At 44.0% G+C, this 19,129-nt stretch carries 11 protein-coding genes; 6 read left to right on the top strand and 5 right to left on the bottom strand.

Annotated features, from left to right (window positions below):
• The first annotated feature begins 72 nt into the window (after positions 1-72).
• The 4 genes from lysS to QJS82_RS05720 all read left to right on the top strand — a co-directional run bounded on the left by lysS (position 73) and on the right by QJS82_RS05720 (position 6,596).
• Positions 73-1,611, top strand: a complete 1,539-nt coding sequence (lysS, locus tag QJS82_RS05735; protein ID WP_201565008.1) for a lysine--tRNA ligase — start codon at positions 73-75, stop codon at positions 1,609-1,611.
• A gap of 114 nt (positions 1,612-1,725) precedes the next feature.
• Complete coding sequence (locus QJS82_RS05730; protein WP_281491537.1) at positions 1,726-3,099, top strand: hypothetical protein; 1,374 nt, start codon at positions 1,726-1,728, stop codon at positions 3,097-3,099.
• Between the two features lie 169 nt (positions 3,100-3,268).
• On the top strand, positions 3,269-5,461 hold the full coding sequence (gene dnaX, locus QJS82_RS05725; protein WP_281491536.1) for a DNA polymerase III subunit gamma/tau: 2,193 nt from the start codon (positions 3,269-3,271) through the stop codon (positions 5,459-5,461).
• A gap of 235 nt (positions 5,462-5,696) precedes the next feature.
• A complete protein-coding gene (locus QJS82_RS05720) occupies positions 5,697-6,596 on the top strand; it encodes a LysR family transcriptional regulator (RefSeq protein WP_201565011.1) in 900 nt (299 codons plus the stop codon).
• A 127-nt stretch (positions 6,597-6,723) separates the two neighbouring features.
• Here the strand turns inward: QJS82_RS05720 and QJS82_RS05715 are convergent, their stop codons facing one another.
• Together QJS82_RS05715 and QJS82_RS05710 are read right to left on the bottom strand one after the other, a co-directional pair.
• The gene (locus QJS82_RS05715) at positions 6,724-7,905 is read right to left on the bottom strand and encodes an aspartate aminotransferase family protein (RefSeq protein ID WP_281491535.1); all 1,182 of its coding nucleotides are present in this window, start codon (positions 7,903-7,905) and stop codon (positions 6,724-6,726) included.
• A 64-nt stretch (positions 7,906-7,969) separates the two neighbouring features.
• Positions 7,970-8,182, bottom strand: a complete 213-nt coding sequence (locus tag QJS82_RS05710) for a DNA gyrase inhibitor YacG (protein ID WP_068405332.1) — start codon at positions 8,180-8,182, stop codon at positions 7,970-7,972.
• A 248-nt stretch (positions 8,183-8,430) separates the two neighbouring features.
• On the opposite strand from QJS82_RS05710, the gene QJS82_RS05705 reads away from it, so the two are divergent.
• Positions 8,431-9,093, top strand: coding sequence for a class I SAM-dependent methyltransferase (locus QJS82_RS05705; RefSeq protein WP_281491534.1), 663 nt, complete (start codon positions 8,431-8,433; stop codon positions 9,091-9,093).
• 172 nt (positions 9,094-9,265) lie between these two features.
• Here QJS82_RS05705 and QJS82_RS05700 read toward each other — a convergent pair whose 3' ends face one another.
• Positions 9,266-10,675: an ABC1 kinase family protein gene (locus QJS82_RS05700; protein ID WP_201565014.1), complete on the bottom strand. Its 1,410-nt coding sequence runs from the start codon at positions 10,673-10,675 to the stop codon at positions 9,266-9,268.
• Positions 10,676-11,178: 503 nt separating this feature from the next.
• A complete protein-coding gene (gene purD, locus QJS82_RS05695; protein WP_281491680.1) occupies positions 11,179-12,504 on the bottom strand; it encodes a phosphoribosylamine--glycine ligase in 1,326 nt (441 codons plus the stop codon).
• A 485-nt stretch (positions 12,505-12,989) separates the two neighbouring features.
• Here purD and QJS82_RS05690 point away from each other — a divergent pair, with 485 nt between their 5' ends.
• Positions 12,990-17,879 carry an NAD-glutamate dehydrogenase gene (locus QJS82_RS05690; protein ID WP_281491533.1) on the top strand — a complete coding sequence of 1,630 codons (4,890 nt, stop codon included), beginning with the start codon at positions 12,990-12,992 and terminating at the stop codon, positions 17,877-17,879.
• A 173-nt stretch (positions 17,880-18,052) separates the two neighbouring features.
• Here QJS82_RS05690 and QJS82_RS05685 read toward each other — a convergent pair whose 3' ends face one another.
• On the bottom strand, positions 18,053-19,123 hold the full coding sequence (locus tag QJS82_RS05685; RefSeq protein WP_281491532.1) for a WG repeat-containing protein: 1,071 nt from the start codon (positions 19,121-19,123) through the stop codon (positions 18,053-18,055).
• Positions 19,124-19,129: the final 6 nt, after the last annotated feature.

Here is a 19,129-nt window from a genome sequence, read left to right as displayed (position 1 = left end):
TGTTTTATTTGAACGTCTTATTTTAATTTACTTCGTTTATTCCTTTAATTATCTAATAATTTTGAGAGTATTATGTCAAAGCACAACAATCAAAACCAGAATCAAGAGCAAGCCCCAGAAGATGCGAACGAGCTGATTGCTCAACTACAAGCTAAGCTAGATGAAATCACCGCGTCAGGTAAGCAGCCTTATCCTAATACCTTTAAGCGCACAGATTACGCTCAGGATTTGCAAACGGCTTTTGATGGTATCTCAAAGCAAGAAATCGAAGATAAAATTGCCAACGGTGAAAAAACTCAGGTAAACGTTGCCGGTCGCGTGATGCTAAACCGTGGGGCATTTATTGTTATTCAAGATATGACCGGTCGTATTCAGTTATATGTGGCACGCAAACAGCTAGATCCAGAGACATTGGCGACGATTAAGTCGCTAGATTTGGGTGATATCGTTGGCGTATCTGGTTATATCGGTCGTTCTGGAAAAGGCGACTTATATGTCCATATCGAAGAGTTTACTCTGCTGACCAAAGCACTACGTCCGATGCCAAATAAGTTCCATGGTTTAGCCGATGTCGAAGCACGCTACCGCAACCGCCATCTTGATTTGATGACCAATGAGACGACTCGCGACACCTTTGTGATACGTAGTCAGGTTATCAGCGGTATTCGCAAGTTTATGTTAAATGAGCGTTTTATGGAAGTTGAAACGCCTATGATGCATCCTATCCCAGGTGGCGCGGTTGCGCGTCCGTTTGTGACCCATCATAACGCTTTAGATATGCCGTTATATCTGCGTATTGCGCCTGAGCTTTATCTAAAACGCCTGGTGGTTGGTGGTTTTGAGAAAGTGTTTGAGATTAACCGTAGCTTCCGTAATGAAGGCGTGTCAACCCGTCATAATCCTGAATTTACCATGATTGAGTTTTATCAGGCGTATGCTGACTATCATGACTTGATGGATTTGACCGAGCGCTTGTTCAACGAGCTGGCGATGGACATTTTGGGCACCACTGAGCTGACTTATCAAGAGGAAGCGATTAGCCTAAAAGCGCCTTTTGAGCGTCTGTCGATGTCTGATGCGATTGCTAAGTATGCAGAAAACTTCGATATGGCACGCATTAATGACCGTGACTATCTTGCAGAATATGCTTCAACGACCCTTAAACAACAAGTTAAAGACGTCTTTGGTGTGGGCAAATTGCAGACCATTATCTTTGAAGAAACTGCTGAGCATCAGCTACGTCAGCCGACTTTTATCACAGAATACCCTGCTGAAACGTCGCCACTGGCGCGCCGTAACGATGACAATCCTGAGATTACCGATCGCTTTGAGCTATTTATCGGTGGTCGTGAACTGGCCAATGGTTTTAGTGAGCTTAATGATCCGGCCGATCAAGCTGAGCGTTTCCATGGCCAAGTCGCTGAAAAAGACGCTGGCGATGATGAAGCGATGCATTTTGATGAAGAATATATTGAAGCCTTATCTTATGGCTTACCGCCAACAGCAGGCGAGGGTATTGGTATCGATCGCTTGGTGATGCTATTTACGGACTCGGCCAGTATTCGTGATGTGATTTTATTCCCGCATATGCGCCGCAAGCATGAAAGCTAGACTGCTTTACTTGCCATAAATCCACGCTGGGACTAAACTGAACATAAGAAGGCTCTTTCTACTTTTAACGGAATGGTCTCAAGTTCTTTATGAGACCTTATGTATAGGGATATTATGAACACTCAGCAAGTACCAGCGTCGATTTGGCAGCAGATGATTCAGCAGAATTTTTTATCTTTGTACGACTTAACCCCAGACAAAATCACTGACCCTGAGTATCTTCAGGGTTATGATTTTGTTTTTGAGTTTTCTAATGCCGTGGTCTACCTTATCGTCAATGATGTGACGATACAGGCTGATAGGCAGGATATCGATAGTGCTCAGGTGCGTAGGTGGAGAAAAGACGTTGTCAATCAACTGATTAAGCAACATGCTCAGCTGTATCTTAAAAATGATAAGGCGCTTGCCTATAAAGATGAATCTAAAAACAAATCTAAAAATGAATCGGCATCTGACACAACGGCAGACAAGGCGATTTATTTTATTGGTTTGACCGCACTTTCGGTTCAGCATCAAGACATTGCTGAAAAAAACAGCGCTCAGAGTGCTTATCACAATAGCTATCAAAACAGTTATCGTAATAGTCACCAGAGTAAGCCTGCAGAGGCGGTCTCTTATGCGGTTGGCTATGAATATGGCAGTCAGTTTTTTGCGGAAGACTGTGTGCTAGATTTGGACGATGAAGAAAGTGTCCTACAAGTATTCAGCTATCAGAACTTCACTGAGATACTCAAACAGTTGGTGACGCCCAGCGATTTGACGGCATTTCTAGACTTTCACCGCGGTAAGCTGACAGGGTTTGAAGCGTTTCAAGATGAGTCAACCTTGCTTGTACAGTTTTTGCAGTCGCCAGATTTTCATCAAAGGGCGATTAAAGTTCAAGAACAATTGGTCAGCCATGACTTGATAGCGCAGATTGAACCACGATTGTTAAAAGCGGCAGAGCCTGAGCAAGCGGAATTTGCTAAAGCATTGATGGCAGAGATTCAAAAGAACACGCGCATGTGGTATCAGCTTTTTAATAGCTTAGTCAGAGAGCGTTATGACGCCGGTACACCACTGCCAAAAGAGCAGGTTGATATTTTGGTCGACGAGTCGATGTATACCTATGCTTGTTTGGTAGAAAAAATCTTGGCTCACAGAACGATTGACCAAGATTCACGCTGGAGCGGCTACGTGCGCCATGAGCATTCTTATAATGTTTTTGGGCGTCATTATCTGATGGTGTTTTATGCGCAAGATGACAGCAGCTCGTTAAGTGCAGACAAAGTGCGTGCCGGTCATCAAGATTTGTTATTTGAGCTTAATGCCCAAATGCAGCAGCCGGTCATGCAAGATCTGTTTTTGATCGGTGTCGGCGTCAGACCTTGTGAAAATAGCGTGAATACTGAGGTTCATCTTGACGCATTTCATCAGCACGGCTCGCTTATCGATGCCAATACTCAACGTTTGTATGAGCAATTGGCTGAGTTGCGAGCTCAATCATAACCTATTCTAAAATCCAGTTTTGATGCTTAGCTTCAATATTTAGCTTTGCTATCTGGTTTTAATAATTGGCTTTGCTATCTGGTTTTAATAATTGGCTTTGATATCTGGTTTTAAGGTAAATCGCTGATTTGATGCTTTATTTATATTATTACTCACATTGGCATTCATTATGACGCAGCAATATCAAGTTTTAGCGCGCAAATATCGCCCAAAAAACTTTCACGAGTTGATTGGGCAATCACACGTCTCACAAGCACTGATTAATGCGATTGATTATAATCGTCTGCATCATGCTTATCTATTTACCGGTACGCGCGGTGTCGGTAAGACCACTATCGCGCGTATTTTGTCTAAATGCTTAAACTGTGATACCGGTATTACCAGCACCCCATGTGGCGTCTGTGACAATTGCGTGGCGATTGATCAAGGGCGTTTTATTGATTTGATCGAGATTGATGCCGCCTCTCGTACCAAAGTTGAAGACACGCGCGAGCTCCTTGATAATGTCCCTTATGCGCCAAGCCAAGGTCGTTATAAAGTGTACCTGATTGATGAGGTGCATATGCTGTCGACACACAGCTTTAATGCGCTGCTTAAAACCTTGGAAGAGCCACCTGAGCATGTAAAGTTCCTGTTGGCCACTACTGATCCGCAAAAGCTGCCCATCACGATTATCTCGCGTTGTTTACAGTTTGTGCTGCGTCCTTTATCGCAAAGTTTACTCAGTGAACATCTAGCCAATATCTTAACCCAAGAGCAGGTAGGTTATACGCAGCCTGCGCTTTGGCAATTGGCCAGTGCCGCAAAAGGTTCAGTTCGTGATGCGTTATCATTGACCGACCAAGCGATTGCTTTTGGGCAAGGTGCATTAGATGATGTGACGGTTAATGCCATGCTTGGCTTAATTGATGCGGCTGATTTGGTGCGTTTAATCACAGATATTTATAATCATGATAAATCAGCGGTTGCCACTCATATCGAGCAGATGCGTGCACAAATGGTCGATGCGACCAGTATGTTTGATGGCTTGGCTGAGCTGTTACATCAATTGGCATTGACGCAACTGTTACCTGAAGTTGCTCTTAACGTCAATGAAGCACAAGCACAGCAGATTAATCAGCTTGCCCAGCATATGAGTCCTGACGTCTTACAGCTATATTACGAAATCGTAGTGCAAGCACGTGAAGGCGTTAAACTTGCTAGCACACCGATGCAAGCGCTTGAGATGTGTATTTTACGTTTGTTGGCTTTTCGCCCTTTGCCCGTTGATGAGATTTTAGCGAACCTACCTGATAGCACCATACCACCTAGCTCTATACCATCTAACCCTGTATTACCTAATCCTACAGTTTCGATAGAAACAGTTATTTCTACTATCTCTAAAGATGAACCCAATACAGCATCAATAAATGCCAATACTATTGAGGCTTCAAATACCAATGCGGTTTTAAATTCTAATGAGCATTTAGCATCAGCGTCTTTATTAGTGTCAACATCAGCAGTAATGTCAGAGTCCTTATTAGAATCGCAGCCAGAACAGCAGTTAGAACCAGTAGCGGAATCAATACCGCCGCTACAAGATTATAATGCTGATTATCCGACCCCAAATCAAAATGAGGTCGAGTCATATAACGCAAGCTATGATAGTGCGGAATCGAATCCTTATGATGGTTATAGCCATAGCCATGATGAAAGGTTAGATTTATTAGACAGCAACGTTAGCTCTGAACCTGTAGTTGAGCCTGAACCTGTTGTTGAGCCTGAACCTGTTGTTGAGCCTGAACCTGTTGTTGAGCCTGAACCTGTTGTTGAGCCTGAACCTGTTGTTGAGCCTGAACCTGTTGTTGAGCCTGAACCTGTTGTTGAGCCTGAACCTGTTGTTGAGCCTGACGCAAATGATTCTCAATTAACTGCGCAAGCTGATGATCCGCGTACCTTGTTACGTTGCGCCCCGCAACCGTTGACGGGCGAGTGGACGCCAGACAAATGGGATTATTGGTTACAATGTGCGCGTGAAGCTGGTAGTTTGGCGCCAGATGAACTGGCACTGGCGCGTCAAGGTATGATGACTGGCTACTGTAATGATAAAGCTGTCTTTGTCACCGCAGTGGATAGCAAGCATTTACAAGCCACCTTTCAGCAGCTGGCGGCAAAACTGCAAGAACAATTTACGCAAGCAGACATCAGCTTGCAGATAGATAGCAGTATTATGCAAGCCGACGATAAGACGCCTGAACGTCGTCAGCAAAAACGCCTCATACAAGCCCGTGCAGTGGCAGAGTCTAGATTGCTCAATACGCCCGTCATGCAATATTTGACTGAGCGCGGCGAAGGAAAAATGGGCAAAGTTCAGTTATATTAAACAATCAGTAGTTTTATAATGGTTGTTATTTTAATAGTTAGATAATTACTAAACCTATTATAGTGAATAAAATATCAAGGCGAGATTATGTTATCGCCTTGATATTTTTGGTTTTATTAAGCAGTAAATCTGCTTTATTGACCGTCAGAGGTATATTAAAAAACTGTAAGATTTATGATAATCGGCTATAATGGTTAAGTTATATTAAAAACTAAAAAGCAGCTTAGGTGAGAATATGTTAGATAATTTACGTGGTATGGCTGTGTTTGCCAGTGTGGTCGGACACGGCTCTTTTAGTGGTTCAGCTCGTGAACTGGGTATTACAACCAGTGCGGTTAGTCAGCAGATACGTTCTTTAGAAAATGAGCTGGGCGTGGTGCTCCTGCATCGCTCAACTCGTAAGCTTAGCTTAACAGAAGCGGGTGCCAGCTTTTATGAAGCGGCAAAAGACGTGGTTAGCGCTGCTGAGCAAGGACGTATCAAGGTCAATCAATTACGTGATGAGCTGGCTGGTAGCTTGCGTATTGCAACGACGCCTGAGCTGGGTGTACATCATATTTTGCCGGCATTATCGACTTGGATGTCTGCGCACGACGACCTTAGCATTACGTATTTCGCCGACAATCATTATATCGACATGATCGATGAGCGCATTGATATTGCGGTACGTATGAGCCCAAATATCAATGATTCAACGTTAAGCAATCATCCGTTATCTGATGTGCGTCAATTGTTGGTCGCCTCACCGCAGTATTTACGTCAACATAAAAAGATTGAAACCCCAAAAGATTTGGTAGATCATCAATTGATTTGCATCGATCTTATGAAAGATGCCAATCATTTAGAGCTGTCCCAAACGGAAACGGGTAAAAAAACCCGCATTAAGATGAATTCACGTATTCATACCAATAACGTCTTTATGGCGATGACCTTGGCAAAAGAAGGTCATGGCTTGATTCGAATCATGGAAATGGACGTCAAAAAAGAGCTTGAAAACGGCAATTTAGTCGAAGTTTTGACCGGCTATCAGCTGCCAAGTTTCGTGTTATATGCCGTCACTTTAAACCGTGATCAGCAGCCTGCAAAAATCACCCGCTGCTTAGAGGTATTAAAAAAGTACTTTCATGCCAATTAAGCTAAGCGCTTAATAACATTTACTTTAAAGCACTGTTAAATTACTTTTAAAGTGTTAAAAAGCAAAAAGCCTATAGATAACTTATCTATAGGCTTTTTTAGCTTTAAACTTTGATTAAATCAATCGTTTAAAATGAAGGCTTTAATAAATTAACCAAGCGCTCAACCACTTGTGAGCTTTCATCACGGGTCATATTGAGCGGCGGCAATAGACGAATCACATGCCCACCTGTGACGTTGATGATAAGTTTCTGCTCATCACGGGCACGGTCAACCAATTTGCTACAGTCCATCTCGTCAGGGAGCGCAATACCAATCATCATTCCAGCGCCGCGAGTGCTGACGCCATATTGTCCAAGCGCCTCAACCACACCATCACGGATAAACTGTCCTTCGGTGACGGCATTGTCCATGATATCGCCATTGGCAAGCACCTCATAAACGCTATGTACCACGCGACTGGCTAATGGCGTGCCACCATAGGTTGAGCCGTGACTACCGGCACCAAACAAGCCATTGGCGCGACCACGCACCATGCAAGCGCCTACTGGAAAGCCATTACCTAAACCTTTGGCAGTGGTTAATACATCAGGGCGAGCATTGCTATGCTGATAAGCAAAGTATTTGCCCGTACGACCGTTACCGGTTTGTACTTCATCGAGCATAAATAACCAATTATGGCTATCGCATACGGCTTGTAATTGCTCAAGGTAAGTAAAGCCATTCGCTGCGGTATTCAAACCACCTTCGCCTTGGATAGGCTCGACAAATACCGCACAGATATCATCATGGTCTTGAGCTGCTTGTTCAATCGCGGCGATATCACCAAAGGGCACACGGATAAAATCTTCATCCAAGGTATAAAAACCTTCACGTGCTTTAGGGTTGGCAGTTGCTGATAATGACAGCAAGGTACGCCCATGAAAAGAATGTTCCATGACGATGACTTTTGGGCGTTTAAAACCTTGCTGATGCGCATAGAGTCGTGCCAATTTTAATGCCGCTTCGTTGGCTTCGGCACCACTATTGGCAAAGAATACGCTGTCCATTTGTGCGGCATTACATAGGGCTTCGCCAGCGCGCTCTTGCCAATCAATACCAAATAAATTGCTGGTATGCACCAAGGTTGCTGCTTGCTGCTGAATAGCCTCAGTCACCTTTGGATGACAGTGTCCTAAGCCGCATACTGCGATACCCGTCAAAGCATCTAAGTAAGGTGTCTCATCTTTGGTATAAAGCCAACTGCCTGAACCGCGGGTGAAGCTGATTGGTTGACGATTATAAATGGGCATCAGGTAAGTAGCAGACATGTAAAACATCCTTGGGATAATAAAGAGTTAAAGGGTTAAAAGTTTAACGGAAATAATTAGATGATTAGAGCTCATCAGAAAATGGCGTCGATTCGGCAGGTAAGGTGTATTCTTCACTTGCCCAAGCGCCTAAGTCGATAAGCTTGCAGTGATGACTACAAAATGGCTTATATTTATTGTCTTGCCAAGCGGTTTGGTTGCCGCATTCTGGACAAGGATAGGTTTTGGGTAAGGGGTTGGTATTGTGGTCGCTGTTGCTAGAAGTAGATTCAGTCATAATAAAAGTGGGTATATCCTATGGGCTATCAATAAATGCTGTCATTGACAACAGCACTGCTCATCAATAGCGAGTATGAATAAAGGTTGTAAAACCAAAATGTCATCGAACGATAATCATTAATTACACTGAGCAATTAATGATTATCGTTCGATGAGCACGGTCGTTATATTACTATTGGGCTTGATTGACTATATAATAGCATGTGGTCGAATAATGACAAATGACAAATACCTTAAGGATAGTAGATGACTCATAATCTTGAGCTTTCACATCAGCAGCCGCGTGCCTTTCAACCACAAAAACTCTCAGCCCCACGTGATTTTATAGTGCCCGATATATTGATCAACGCTGAACTGCCTTTGGTGTTAGAGATTGGCGCAGGGAAGGGCAAGCATGCCCTTATCTTCGCACGGCAACATTCTGACAAACACTTGATAGCCATCGAGCGTACGCGCAATAAATTCGATGCCTTTGCTAAATTGGCAGCGCAGCAGAAATCAAGCAATCTAAGCGCGATTCATGCTGATGCTATTGCTTGGATTGTACATGCCATTGCGCCAAACAGTATCGAGCGTATCTTTATATTATATCCCAATCCTGAGCAACATAACCCTAACCAGCAGTGGTTAAATATGCCTTTTTTTGAGTTCTTACTTTCTCGTTTACAGATAGGTGGAGAAGTGGTGCTGGCGACCAATATAGAAGCATATATGGATAATGCAGAGCAGCAAGCCAATGAGGTGTGGTGCTTACCGAATACGCGTCATAAAGTAGCTAGCGATAGTCAACGCACACACTTTGAGGTTAAATACTTGGCGCGCGGTGAGACCTGCTGGCAGCTAAACATGCGTAAGCCTGAAGGTTATAAAACCAGATTCGATACATGGCAAGCGAGCAGTGAAGCATAGTAAGATAAATAGCCTAAGCATTTATATATACACTACGCAAGAATGATAGGTTAAAAAATAGAAATGCATATCCTCATCAAGATATCTATAAAAAATAGCCTAAGCAAATGAAAAGAAAAACACAAAAAAGACCGCCACAAAAGGGCGGTCCAAAAAACATCACTTTCTCATCTTACAAAAAAGGCTTTACCAGTTTATTAGAATCCGTATGCGCATCTAGCACTGTCAAAAACGTATAAGCACCGATGAATTTTCTGCTGATAAACATAAATTCTTTAGGCGGCAGATTAAACTCGAAAGACTGCATTGCTCGCGTCGCATCGTTTGAGAGGCGAGTATGCAATTTACTGTTTGCCCAAATATAACGCTGCTGCTCATCCAAACAATCAAGAGGAATATCCGGATTCAATGCCGGATCACTGAAAGGTTCGGTGGCCAATAAAAACAATGAGGCAATATCAGAGCGGACTTTATCACTCATGCTATCAAAGAAGTCATAACCGGTCATAGCGCGTTTCATTGCTTGATGGTCATGACGATATCCGGCGCGCAATAACCCGTGCGCAATCGTCAGTAGGTTGTTATCGAATTGGCGAATGGCTCCGAAATCTAACAACACCAGTTTATCGATTTCGTGTTCGTCAGTAGCGACACGAACGAGGTAATTACCAAAGTTTGGATCCGTCTGCATCTCACCCCAAACAAAAATCTCTTGCATCATGATTTCGATGGCCGCTTGCCCGATGGCATTGCGGCGCTCATGCGGCAATAATTGCAGCGCCTCAGAGACAACGGTAATACCTGGCTCATAAGACATGCACAACAAGCGCTTGGTTGAATAAGTGCGATTGATTTTAGGGACAATATAACGCGGGTCGTCAAATAAGCGCTCATAAAAACGCTCTGTGGTCGCCGCTTCCGCTTCATAGTCAACTTCATGATGTAGCAGGTCGCGTATCTCTTCAAACCAAGCATCGAGTGCACGTGTCTGCGGCACAATATTACTGACTTTTAATAAACGCTTGAATAAAGCCAAGTCAGAATTGATGGCATCCGCCACACCGGGATACTGAATTTTTAACACCACTTGTTCGCCCGTCGCCAATACGGTTGCGCGATGAACTTGGGCGAGGGAAGCGGTACCGATAGGAATAGGGTCGACGTCAAGCTCATTTAATTTGGCGCCCAATAACTGCTGTAATGTCTGCTCGATTTTCGGCCACGCTAAGGTTGCCGTATCGTCATTGAGCGTTTGCAAGGCACGCGTGATTTCGGGTGGCAGTATATGCTCGCCATAAATCGCCAGCATTTGACCAATTTTTACTACCGACCCTTTTAATTTACCCAGCTCTTCTGCCAGATAGTTGGCCTGTTCTTCCATAAAAATTTGGTTACGCGCCGTACGGGCTTCTTTGTCCAAAAACATACCAGACACACTATTACCTGCCCAACGACGACCGATATTTAAGGAGGTTTTAGCAATAGACATCCGACGCTCAAACCCTGACGTTTTTAGGCTGTCGATGGATTGTCTGTTATTAGACTGCTTATTATTAGAAGGTCTAGAAGTATCATTTGCCATAAATATAATCATTCATCTGGTTGCTATTGATTTGCGGGTTCAAAACCGACAATACAAGGGAGATGCGACGTACTGGTACAAAATTGTATCATATAACGGGAGGTAGTTTGAGGCGCGTGAGCTTAGGCTGTCACTTACTTTGTAAGCTAAAACATGACTTTTAATGGGTACAGCGATTAGCGGCTCATCCTACTGATAGGTTAAGTCACTAAAAATCTGGCGGCGCTTTACTCTGATGACCTTTATTCTAACACTAAGCGGTCAAAGATAGATTTTTAAAAGCAAGTGCTTCAAAAACAACCTTTTAAAAAATGGTCGTTAAAAAATAGATTAAAAAAGTTAGGTAAAAGTGCGGTCAAAAAAAATACGACCTAGCGCTACACTAGGTCGAATCATTATAAAAACTCTGTAGGTTTTAAAACGCATCTTTTAAAGCAAAACTTTTAAAAAGCATCTTTTAAAACGGAGCTTTAAAATCTAACGTTTAAATCAGCTCAGCTTTATTAAACGTTTTCGCGAGCAATCGCATGGTGACCAATATCACGGCGATAATGCGCACCATCAAAACTAATCGCGCCCGTCACTGTCAATGCTGCTTGCTGCGCGTCAGAGATAGTGTCGGCCAATGCCGTCACGCACAATACGCGCCCGCCGTTGGTCACGACTTCTTTCTCATTGCTAAGCGCATCTTGATTAGAGAAAGCCGTGCCAGCATGGAAAACTTTTACTGATTTTTTATTATCACTATCTAATTCTGGTAAGCCTGTAATCACATCACCTTTTGATGAGGTTTCAGGATAGCCTTTTGATGCAACGACAATACCTAGAGCAGGGCGCTCATCCCAATTGGCTTCGGTTGGTAATTTACCCTCTAACCCTTGTGCGACCAAATCAACCATCGATGATTGCAAGCGCATTAAAATAGGCTGCGTTTCTGGGTCGCCAAAACGGCAGTTAAACTCAATCACATACGGGTCGCCCGCATCATCAATCATTAGCCCAGCGTATAAAAATCCAGTATAAGGATGACCGGCAGCTTTCATGGCATCAACAACAGGCTGGATGACTTGTGCCATCACCTTGTTATGAACGTCTTGAGTAACGACTGGCGCAGGAGAATAAGCACCCATGCCGCCGGTATTTGGCCCAGTATCACCTTCGAAGGCACGCTTATGATCTTGGCTGGTTGCCATCGGTAAGATGTTTTCACCATCTACCATGCAAATAAAGCTGGCTTCTTCACCTTGCAAAAACTGCTCAATGACCACGCGGCTACCAGCATCACCAAATTTATTGTCAGCAAGCATATCGTCAATCGCTTCATGCGCTTGCTCGATGGTTTCAGCGACGATAACGCCTTTGCCTGCAGCAAGACCGTCGGCTTTGATAACAATCGGTGCGCCTTGCTCATCGATATAGGCTTTAGCAGCAGTAGCGTCCGTAAATCCTTGATAGGCAGCCGTTGGAATATTGTTTTGCGCCATAAACTCTTTAGCAAAAGTTTTTGAACCTTCTAACTGCGCACAATAAGCGGTTGGACCCCATGCTTTGATACCAGCTGCACGGCAAGCATCGACGATACCCGTTACCAATGGCGCTTCTGGACCAACAATCACCATGTCAATAGCGTTATTTTGGCAAAATTCGATGACCGCACTGTGTTCGTCAGCATCGGCTGCATCTTCTAACAGGACGTTCTGGCATTTGGCTTCAAGGGCAGTGCCAGCATTACCGGGCGCAACATAGATGTTTTGTACGTTATCGTCTTTTGCACACTGCCATGCTAGTGCATGTTCGCGACCACCTGAGCCAATCACCAAAATATTCATCATACGTCTTGCCCTTAGCATTAAAAGTCATAATATTGAGTGAGTATTGAGCCAGTAAAATACGGTTCAATATAGTGCGGTATTCTAACAAAAAAACGCCGTGATTGTCATGAGTATCCACCTGCCAGCAAGTATTAGACTACATTAGGATGGTATTGTCTCATTATTAAAGGTTATCGACATCTTCATGATTCATGAAATGATGTTGTACGCTTTAGCTATGCGCTGAGGTGCGTTACACTTTGATAGATTGGCAGTAGTAAAGACTAGAAATAATAAAGACCAGAAAATGGCTATTTATGCAATTTGAGTCATGGAATGCCGATAAATGCTAAATAAAATATTAAAAAAAGGGGAAATTAACTGTATACCAGATAGCTAAGTGTCATGCTAAACCGGCTAGCTATGTTAAATAAGTCGTCAGTAGAAATAACTCATTCATAGAAGAAACGAGAACAACAAACTTATAACAAAGGACAATGGATATGCCTAACACCCTAAATATCGCAAAAGAGCGGATCAGCCAGATAAGCGATATTGCCACCAGTTATGTGCAACAGGACAAATCATTATTTGACCATTTTATTCATAGCTATTACCAGAGCCTGCACCAAGAAGCCGCCAAAGATATCAGCAATATTGATTTGGCTGGAATGGCGCTACATCACTTTACCCTTCTAAAAGCTTATGATGGCAATCAGCCGCAGCTCGCTATTTTAAACCCAATAGCCGAAGAGCAGCATTTTCATAGCTCTCATACCGTTATTCAAATAGTCGCTTACGATAGACCCTTTTTAGTAGATACGCTTTTGATGAATCTGGAAGCGGAAGGTATCGATGTCCATCGTACTTATAATATCATTGTGAGTGTTGAGCGCGATGAAAATGGCAACATTAGCCATATCGAAAGCGCGCATGAAAGCGACACCTCAAAAATGTCTTTGATTCATTGTGAAATTGCTTATCAAAACAATGATGAGTTGGCGGCGCTACAACAAATGCTGCTCACAAAAATAGATACCCTTGATGTCGTCGTTGATGATTGGCAAAAGATACGTGCCAAGCTGACGGATATAAAGGCGGAGCTGGCCGGTCAAAATTTACCAGAAGTGTTTTATTCACAGCAAGAGATTCAAGCGTTTTTGGATTGGGTATTAGAAGATCGTTTTATCTTTTTAGGCTATCGCGAATACCGCTTAGAGGGCGGCAGCTTCATTAATATACATGACGATGTGAATAATAAGAGCGATGAAAGCAGTCATAAAGACAGCCACAAAAATAATGACAATGCCAATTTAGACTTATACGCCATTGGCGATAGTGGTCTTGGGCTGTTGCGCGGCGGTAGTGAAGATACTTTATCAAAGAGCTTTGATGAGCTGCCAAGTAATCTCAAAAAGCTACTCACTGAGCCACGTATATTGATGTTATCTAAATCAAGCCGTGTGTCACCGGTGCATCGTCCGGTATATATGGATTTTTTAGGTATTCATAAGTTTGATGCGAATGGCACATTAATTGGTGAATATCGCTTTATTGGGCTATTTACCGCCCAAGCCTATCAGCTCAGTGTACAGCAGATTCCACTGCTGCGTGAAAAAGCCAATAAAATCATGGCGATGGCAGATTTACCGCGAGACGGTCACGCTTATCATAAAATGATGCACGTGATTAACTCTCTACCGCGTGATGATCTGTTTCAAGCCAGCGTCGAAGAGTTATATCCGATCGTATCTGGCATTAGCCAATTGCAAGACAAGAAAAGCTTACGTTTATTTAGCCGCGTCGATCATTATCAGCGTTTTGTGTCCTGCTTGGTGTATATCCCGCGCGATAAGTTCAATACCGAACTGCGTATTAAAGTACAAAATGTCCTAAAAGACGCTTATGGTGGTATGTCATCGGGCTTTACGACGGAATTTAACGAGTCAGAACACGCCCGCGTTCATGTGCATGTGCGCACAGTCCCCGGTCAAGTAAATGAGGTCGATACGGCGGCGCTACAAGATAAGCTGTCGGCGCTGATGCAGTCATGGAGCGATCATTATCAAAAAATGCTGCTTGATAATGTAGGCGAGCAGCAAGCCAATGCCTTAATGCGCCGCTTTTTAAGCTATATTCCTGCGGCTTATCAAGAACGGTTTGATGCGCGTACGGCGGTTGAAGATACCAAGCGTTTGGCGGGCTTGAGTGATGAGCAGCCCATGATTTGGCATTTATATCAGTCAACGGGCGATGCCAGCAATCAGCTACATCTAAAGCTGTACGGTCGCCAAAAACCCGTGATTCTCTCAAAAGTATTACCGGTTCTAGAAAACTTTGGCGTATCGGTCATCTCAGCGCAAACCTATGAATTTGATTTGCCGGAGCAGTCGATTTGGATGCAAGAGTATGAGCTGGTATTGGAACATGTCGATACCATCGATATGCAAGTAGTACGCGCGCAGTTTGAAGACAGCCTAAAGCAAATTTGGGCAGGGCGTATCGAGAGTGACTCGTTTAATGAGTTGGTATTGACTACCAGATTAGACACTTATGATGTGGTCGTACTGCGTGCCTTGTCGCGTTATATGATGCAAGCAAAAGCCCCGTTCTCTAGTGCTTATATTCAGCAAACTGTAGTAAAAAACAGCGCTATTAGCGTCGCACTGGGCGAGCTGTTTGATGCAAGGATGAATCCTATATACAGTGCTGAGGAACGTGCCAGCAAGACCAGTCAAATTCAAGCGCAAATTACCACCGCATTGGCCGGTGTCAGTAGCTTAGATGAAGACCGTATCTTCCGTTGGTATTTGGATTTGATTAATGCCATGGTACGTACCAACTTTTATCAAAGAGAAGGAGATGGGCAACGTAAAGACCGTTTGTCGTTTAAATTCTTAGCGGCAGACATTCCAAACTTACCAAAACCCAAGCCGATGTTTGAGATATTTGTCTATTCGCCACGTGTCGAAGCGGTGCATTTGCGCGGCGGCAAAGTCGCTCGTGGTGGCTTGCGTTGGTCAGACCGTATGGAAGATTTCCGTACCGAAGTCCTCGGTCTGGTCAAAGCACAAATGGTCAAAAACGCGGTGATTGTACCGGTTGGCTCGAAAGGTGGCTTTATCGTTAAGACCAAAACCATGGCCGATGGTCGTGAAGCCTTCCAAGCAGAAGGGATTGCCTGTTATCAAGCGTTCCTGCGCGGTATGCTTGACGTTACTGATAATATAGTCGATGGTCAAATTGTCCCGCCAGCCAACACCGTGCGTCATGATGAGGACGACCCTTATTTAGTGGTTGCCGCCGATAAAGGTACCGCTACTTTCTCAGATATTGCCAATGCTTTATCAAGCGAGTATAACTTCTGGCTTGACGATGCCTTTGCCTCAGGTGGCTCGGTTGGCTATGACCATAAAGCCATGGGTATCACCGCACGCGGTGGTTGGGAGTCGGTCAAGCGCCACTTCCGTATGCGCGGTATGGATATCCAAAACCGTGATGATTTCACCGTCGTTGGTATCGGCGATATGAGCGGCGACGTATTTGGTAACGGTATGCTCAGATCTACTCATACCAAGCTGGTCGCGGCCTTTAACCACTTGCATATTTTTATCGACCCAAACCCAGATACTGCCGCATCTTATGCCGAGCGTGAGCGTTTGTTTGAAATGCCGCGCTCGACGTGGGACGACTATGAAAAATCGCTCATCAGTCAGGGCGGCGGCGTCTTTTCACGTCAAGATAAAACCATTGCGATTAGCCCTGAGATGAAAGCGCTATTTGATATCAGTGAAGATAGCCTTGCGCCCAATGAGCTAATCAGTGCGCTATTAAAATCGCCTGTTGACTTGATTTGGAATGGTGGTATCGGAACTTATGTGAAAAGTGCTAATGAAAGTCACGCCGATGTTGGTGACCGCGCCAATGACGCCGTGCGTGTCAACGGTGGTGAGCTGCGTACGGCAGTCGTTGGCGAAGGTGGCAACTTAGGCTTTACTCAACAAGGGCGTATCGAATACGCACAAACCGGTGGTCGCATTTATACCGATGCCATCGATAACTCAGGCGGCGTCAATTGCTCTGATCATGAAGTAAATATCAAGATTTTACTGGGTAAAGTGGTCGAGCAAGGCGACATGACGCTCAAGCAGCGTAATGAGTTGTTAGAGTCTATGACCGACACGGTCGCTGAATTGGTGCTGCGCCAAAACTATCTACAACCGCAAGCGCTTGAGCTTAGCCATCTGCGCGCCGCGGCGAACTTAAGTGACCATCAACGTTTCATTCAAATGTTAGAAGCCGAAGGTCGTCTTGACCGCGCGATTGAATATCTACCATCCGATGAAGAAATTGCCAAACGCCAAAAAGCGGGCACAGGCCTCACCAATCCTGAGCTGGCAATCGTCATGGCTTACGGCAAAATGTGGGTATATGATTATTTATTATCATCAGATTTACCTGATGCGCCGTACTTCGTCAATGAGCTGCGTCAATATTTCCCTGATGAGCTGGCATCACGCTTCTTTGATGAGATGAAAGAACATCGTCTGCACCGTGAAATCATCAGTACTTATTTGACCAATAGCATCGTGAACCGTCTGGGTATCGAAGCGTTATTCCGCCTACATGAAGAAACAGGCCAAACGCTTGCCACCATTGCGCGCGGTTATGCGATTTCCCGTGACGTCTTCCATGTGTCAAAAGCATGGGATTTGCTTGAGTCGCTGGATAATCAAGTTGATGCGACCTTGCTGCTTGAGCTTGAGCTGCGTCTGCGTGACGCACTTGAAAATGGCGTGGTATGGTTTATCAATGCCTTTGGTCAAGATTTGCAAGTTGCCGATATGATCAATCGCTTTGAGGACAGTGTCGAGAAATTGACCAAAGCAGGTGGCTTTATCGAGCAGCAATTCTCAGAATACTTGCAAGAAGATACCACAAGCTTAATGGCAGATGATCTCTCTGCTAATGATGCGGCGATGTTTGCGATGTTGCCTTACCATGTCGATGCCCTAGATGCCGCGCTATTGGCTGAGCAGTATGAGCGCCCAGTCGATGAGATTGCGACTTTATACTTTGAGGCCTATCACGTCCTACAGTTAGATTGGATGATGGATAATATCGCCACCTTGCCGCAGCAAGATCACTGGGATCGCCGTGCGCGTCACGCCCTTGTCAACGAAGTCTCGCGCAGTTTGCGCATGCTGATGGATACCTTGTTGACGCAAGCTGATGCCAAGCAGGCCTTTAATGACTGGAAATCACGTCATGCCAGCCAGCTTGACGCCGTCACGGCAGAGATGCAAAAATTGGATAGCAATGATGAAAGTGCTATCAGCTTATCGACATTATCGGTGTTAATGAGTGAGCTTAGTGGCCTCGTAACTAAATAGTGAGCAAATAGGCGCCAAGGAGGGAACAAGCTAAATAAGTGTTCATCTAAAGCAAGCACATCGTTTGATTAAAAAAACCACCGTTATAATAAGTTAACGGTGGTTTTTTATTTTCTAATACTCAAATGATAAATAGGCATACTAAAATAGGAGCAGTAAAAATGACAAAAGTACTAATCTAACTTTATGAAAGTATTTAAACGCTGCATTTTGCCATTCTTTTCAACCCATACTTCATTCGCATCATCACGATAACTATCAAACTGGGGTTCTAGTATCACATTGCCTTTATCGTTGATGATTCCAAATTTTCCCGCTTGTTTATAAGTATAGAGCTGATGATATAGCAGTTTTCTAATCGGTGCATCTGATGCGAGGATTACCTTACCATTGGCATCAATAATTTGGGCGCTAACAATATCCTCTTGAATATCTTCGCTCATGCCAATAGCGCTGCTACCAGCAACTAAGCTGCTGCGCAAAAAAAGCAACGGCTTGGCAGAAGCATTAAAGGCTTCGATATGTTGATTGGCAGCAAGTGGAATGATGACATCATTGTTTTGGTCAATCAGCGCGGTTTTGTTTTGCAGGCTAGCTTGTAAATATAAAGGCTCGCCAGTACAAGCATTTAACGGATTAATCGCATCATATTGCGGTCTTATAGCCCAGTAACCTCTATCATCGAGCAATCCCGTCAGACCATTATTTTTAGCGACTGTATTTTTAGCCACTGTAAAATAATCTTGGTCATAATCAGAATCATAGTGCGCGTGCTCGATATGAGCGTCACTCAGCTTATAAATCCAGTCGCCATGACGATTGATAATACCTTGTTTGGTGGCGTTGCTAGCATCACCTGATGACTTAAGGCTGACAATAAAGCTGGTCGCGATATCAGGTTCGGTTTGAATCTCATCATACTCAAAAGGCACGATAATCTTACCAGCCGCATTGATAACGCCGTATTTGCCATGCTGTTTGGCAAGCACATAAGTGTCCATCAATATATAAGCATCGGTAAGATTGTCTAGTAACACCTTGCCATTTAACTCTTGTAATTGCTGCATGCCATCGGCTTGTTCGACCAACTTACCAGCAAAAGGCTTATTGTTTTCGATACGCTCAAAATAGCTATTGGGTAAGTAACCGGCACAGCTGATGGTAGCGTGGGCAGGGGTGATAGCACTAACCATACCAATAGATAAAATAAATATCGATGTTAAGAGCGCTAATTTGTTAGTCATCGCTAT

It is taken from the genome of Psychrobacter maritimus (genome assembly GCF_029953575.1).
Classification (GTDB): Bacteria; Pseudomonadota; Gammaproteobacteria; order Pseudomonadales; family Moraxellaceae; genus Psychrobacter; species Psychrobacter maritimus.
This window is presented reverse-complemented; position numbering and strand designations above follow the sequence as displayed.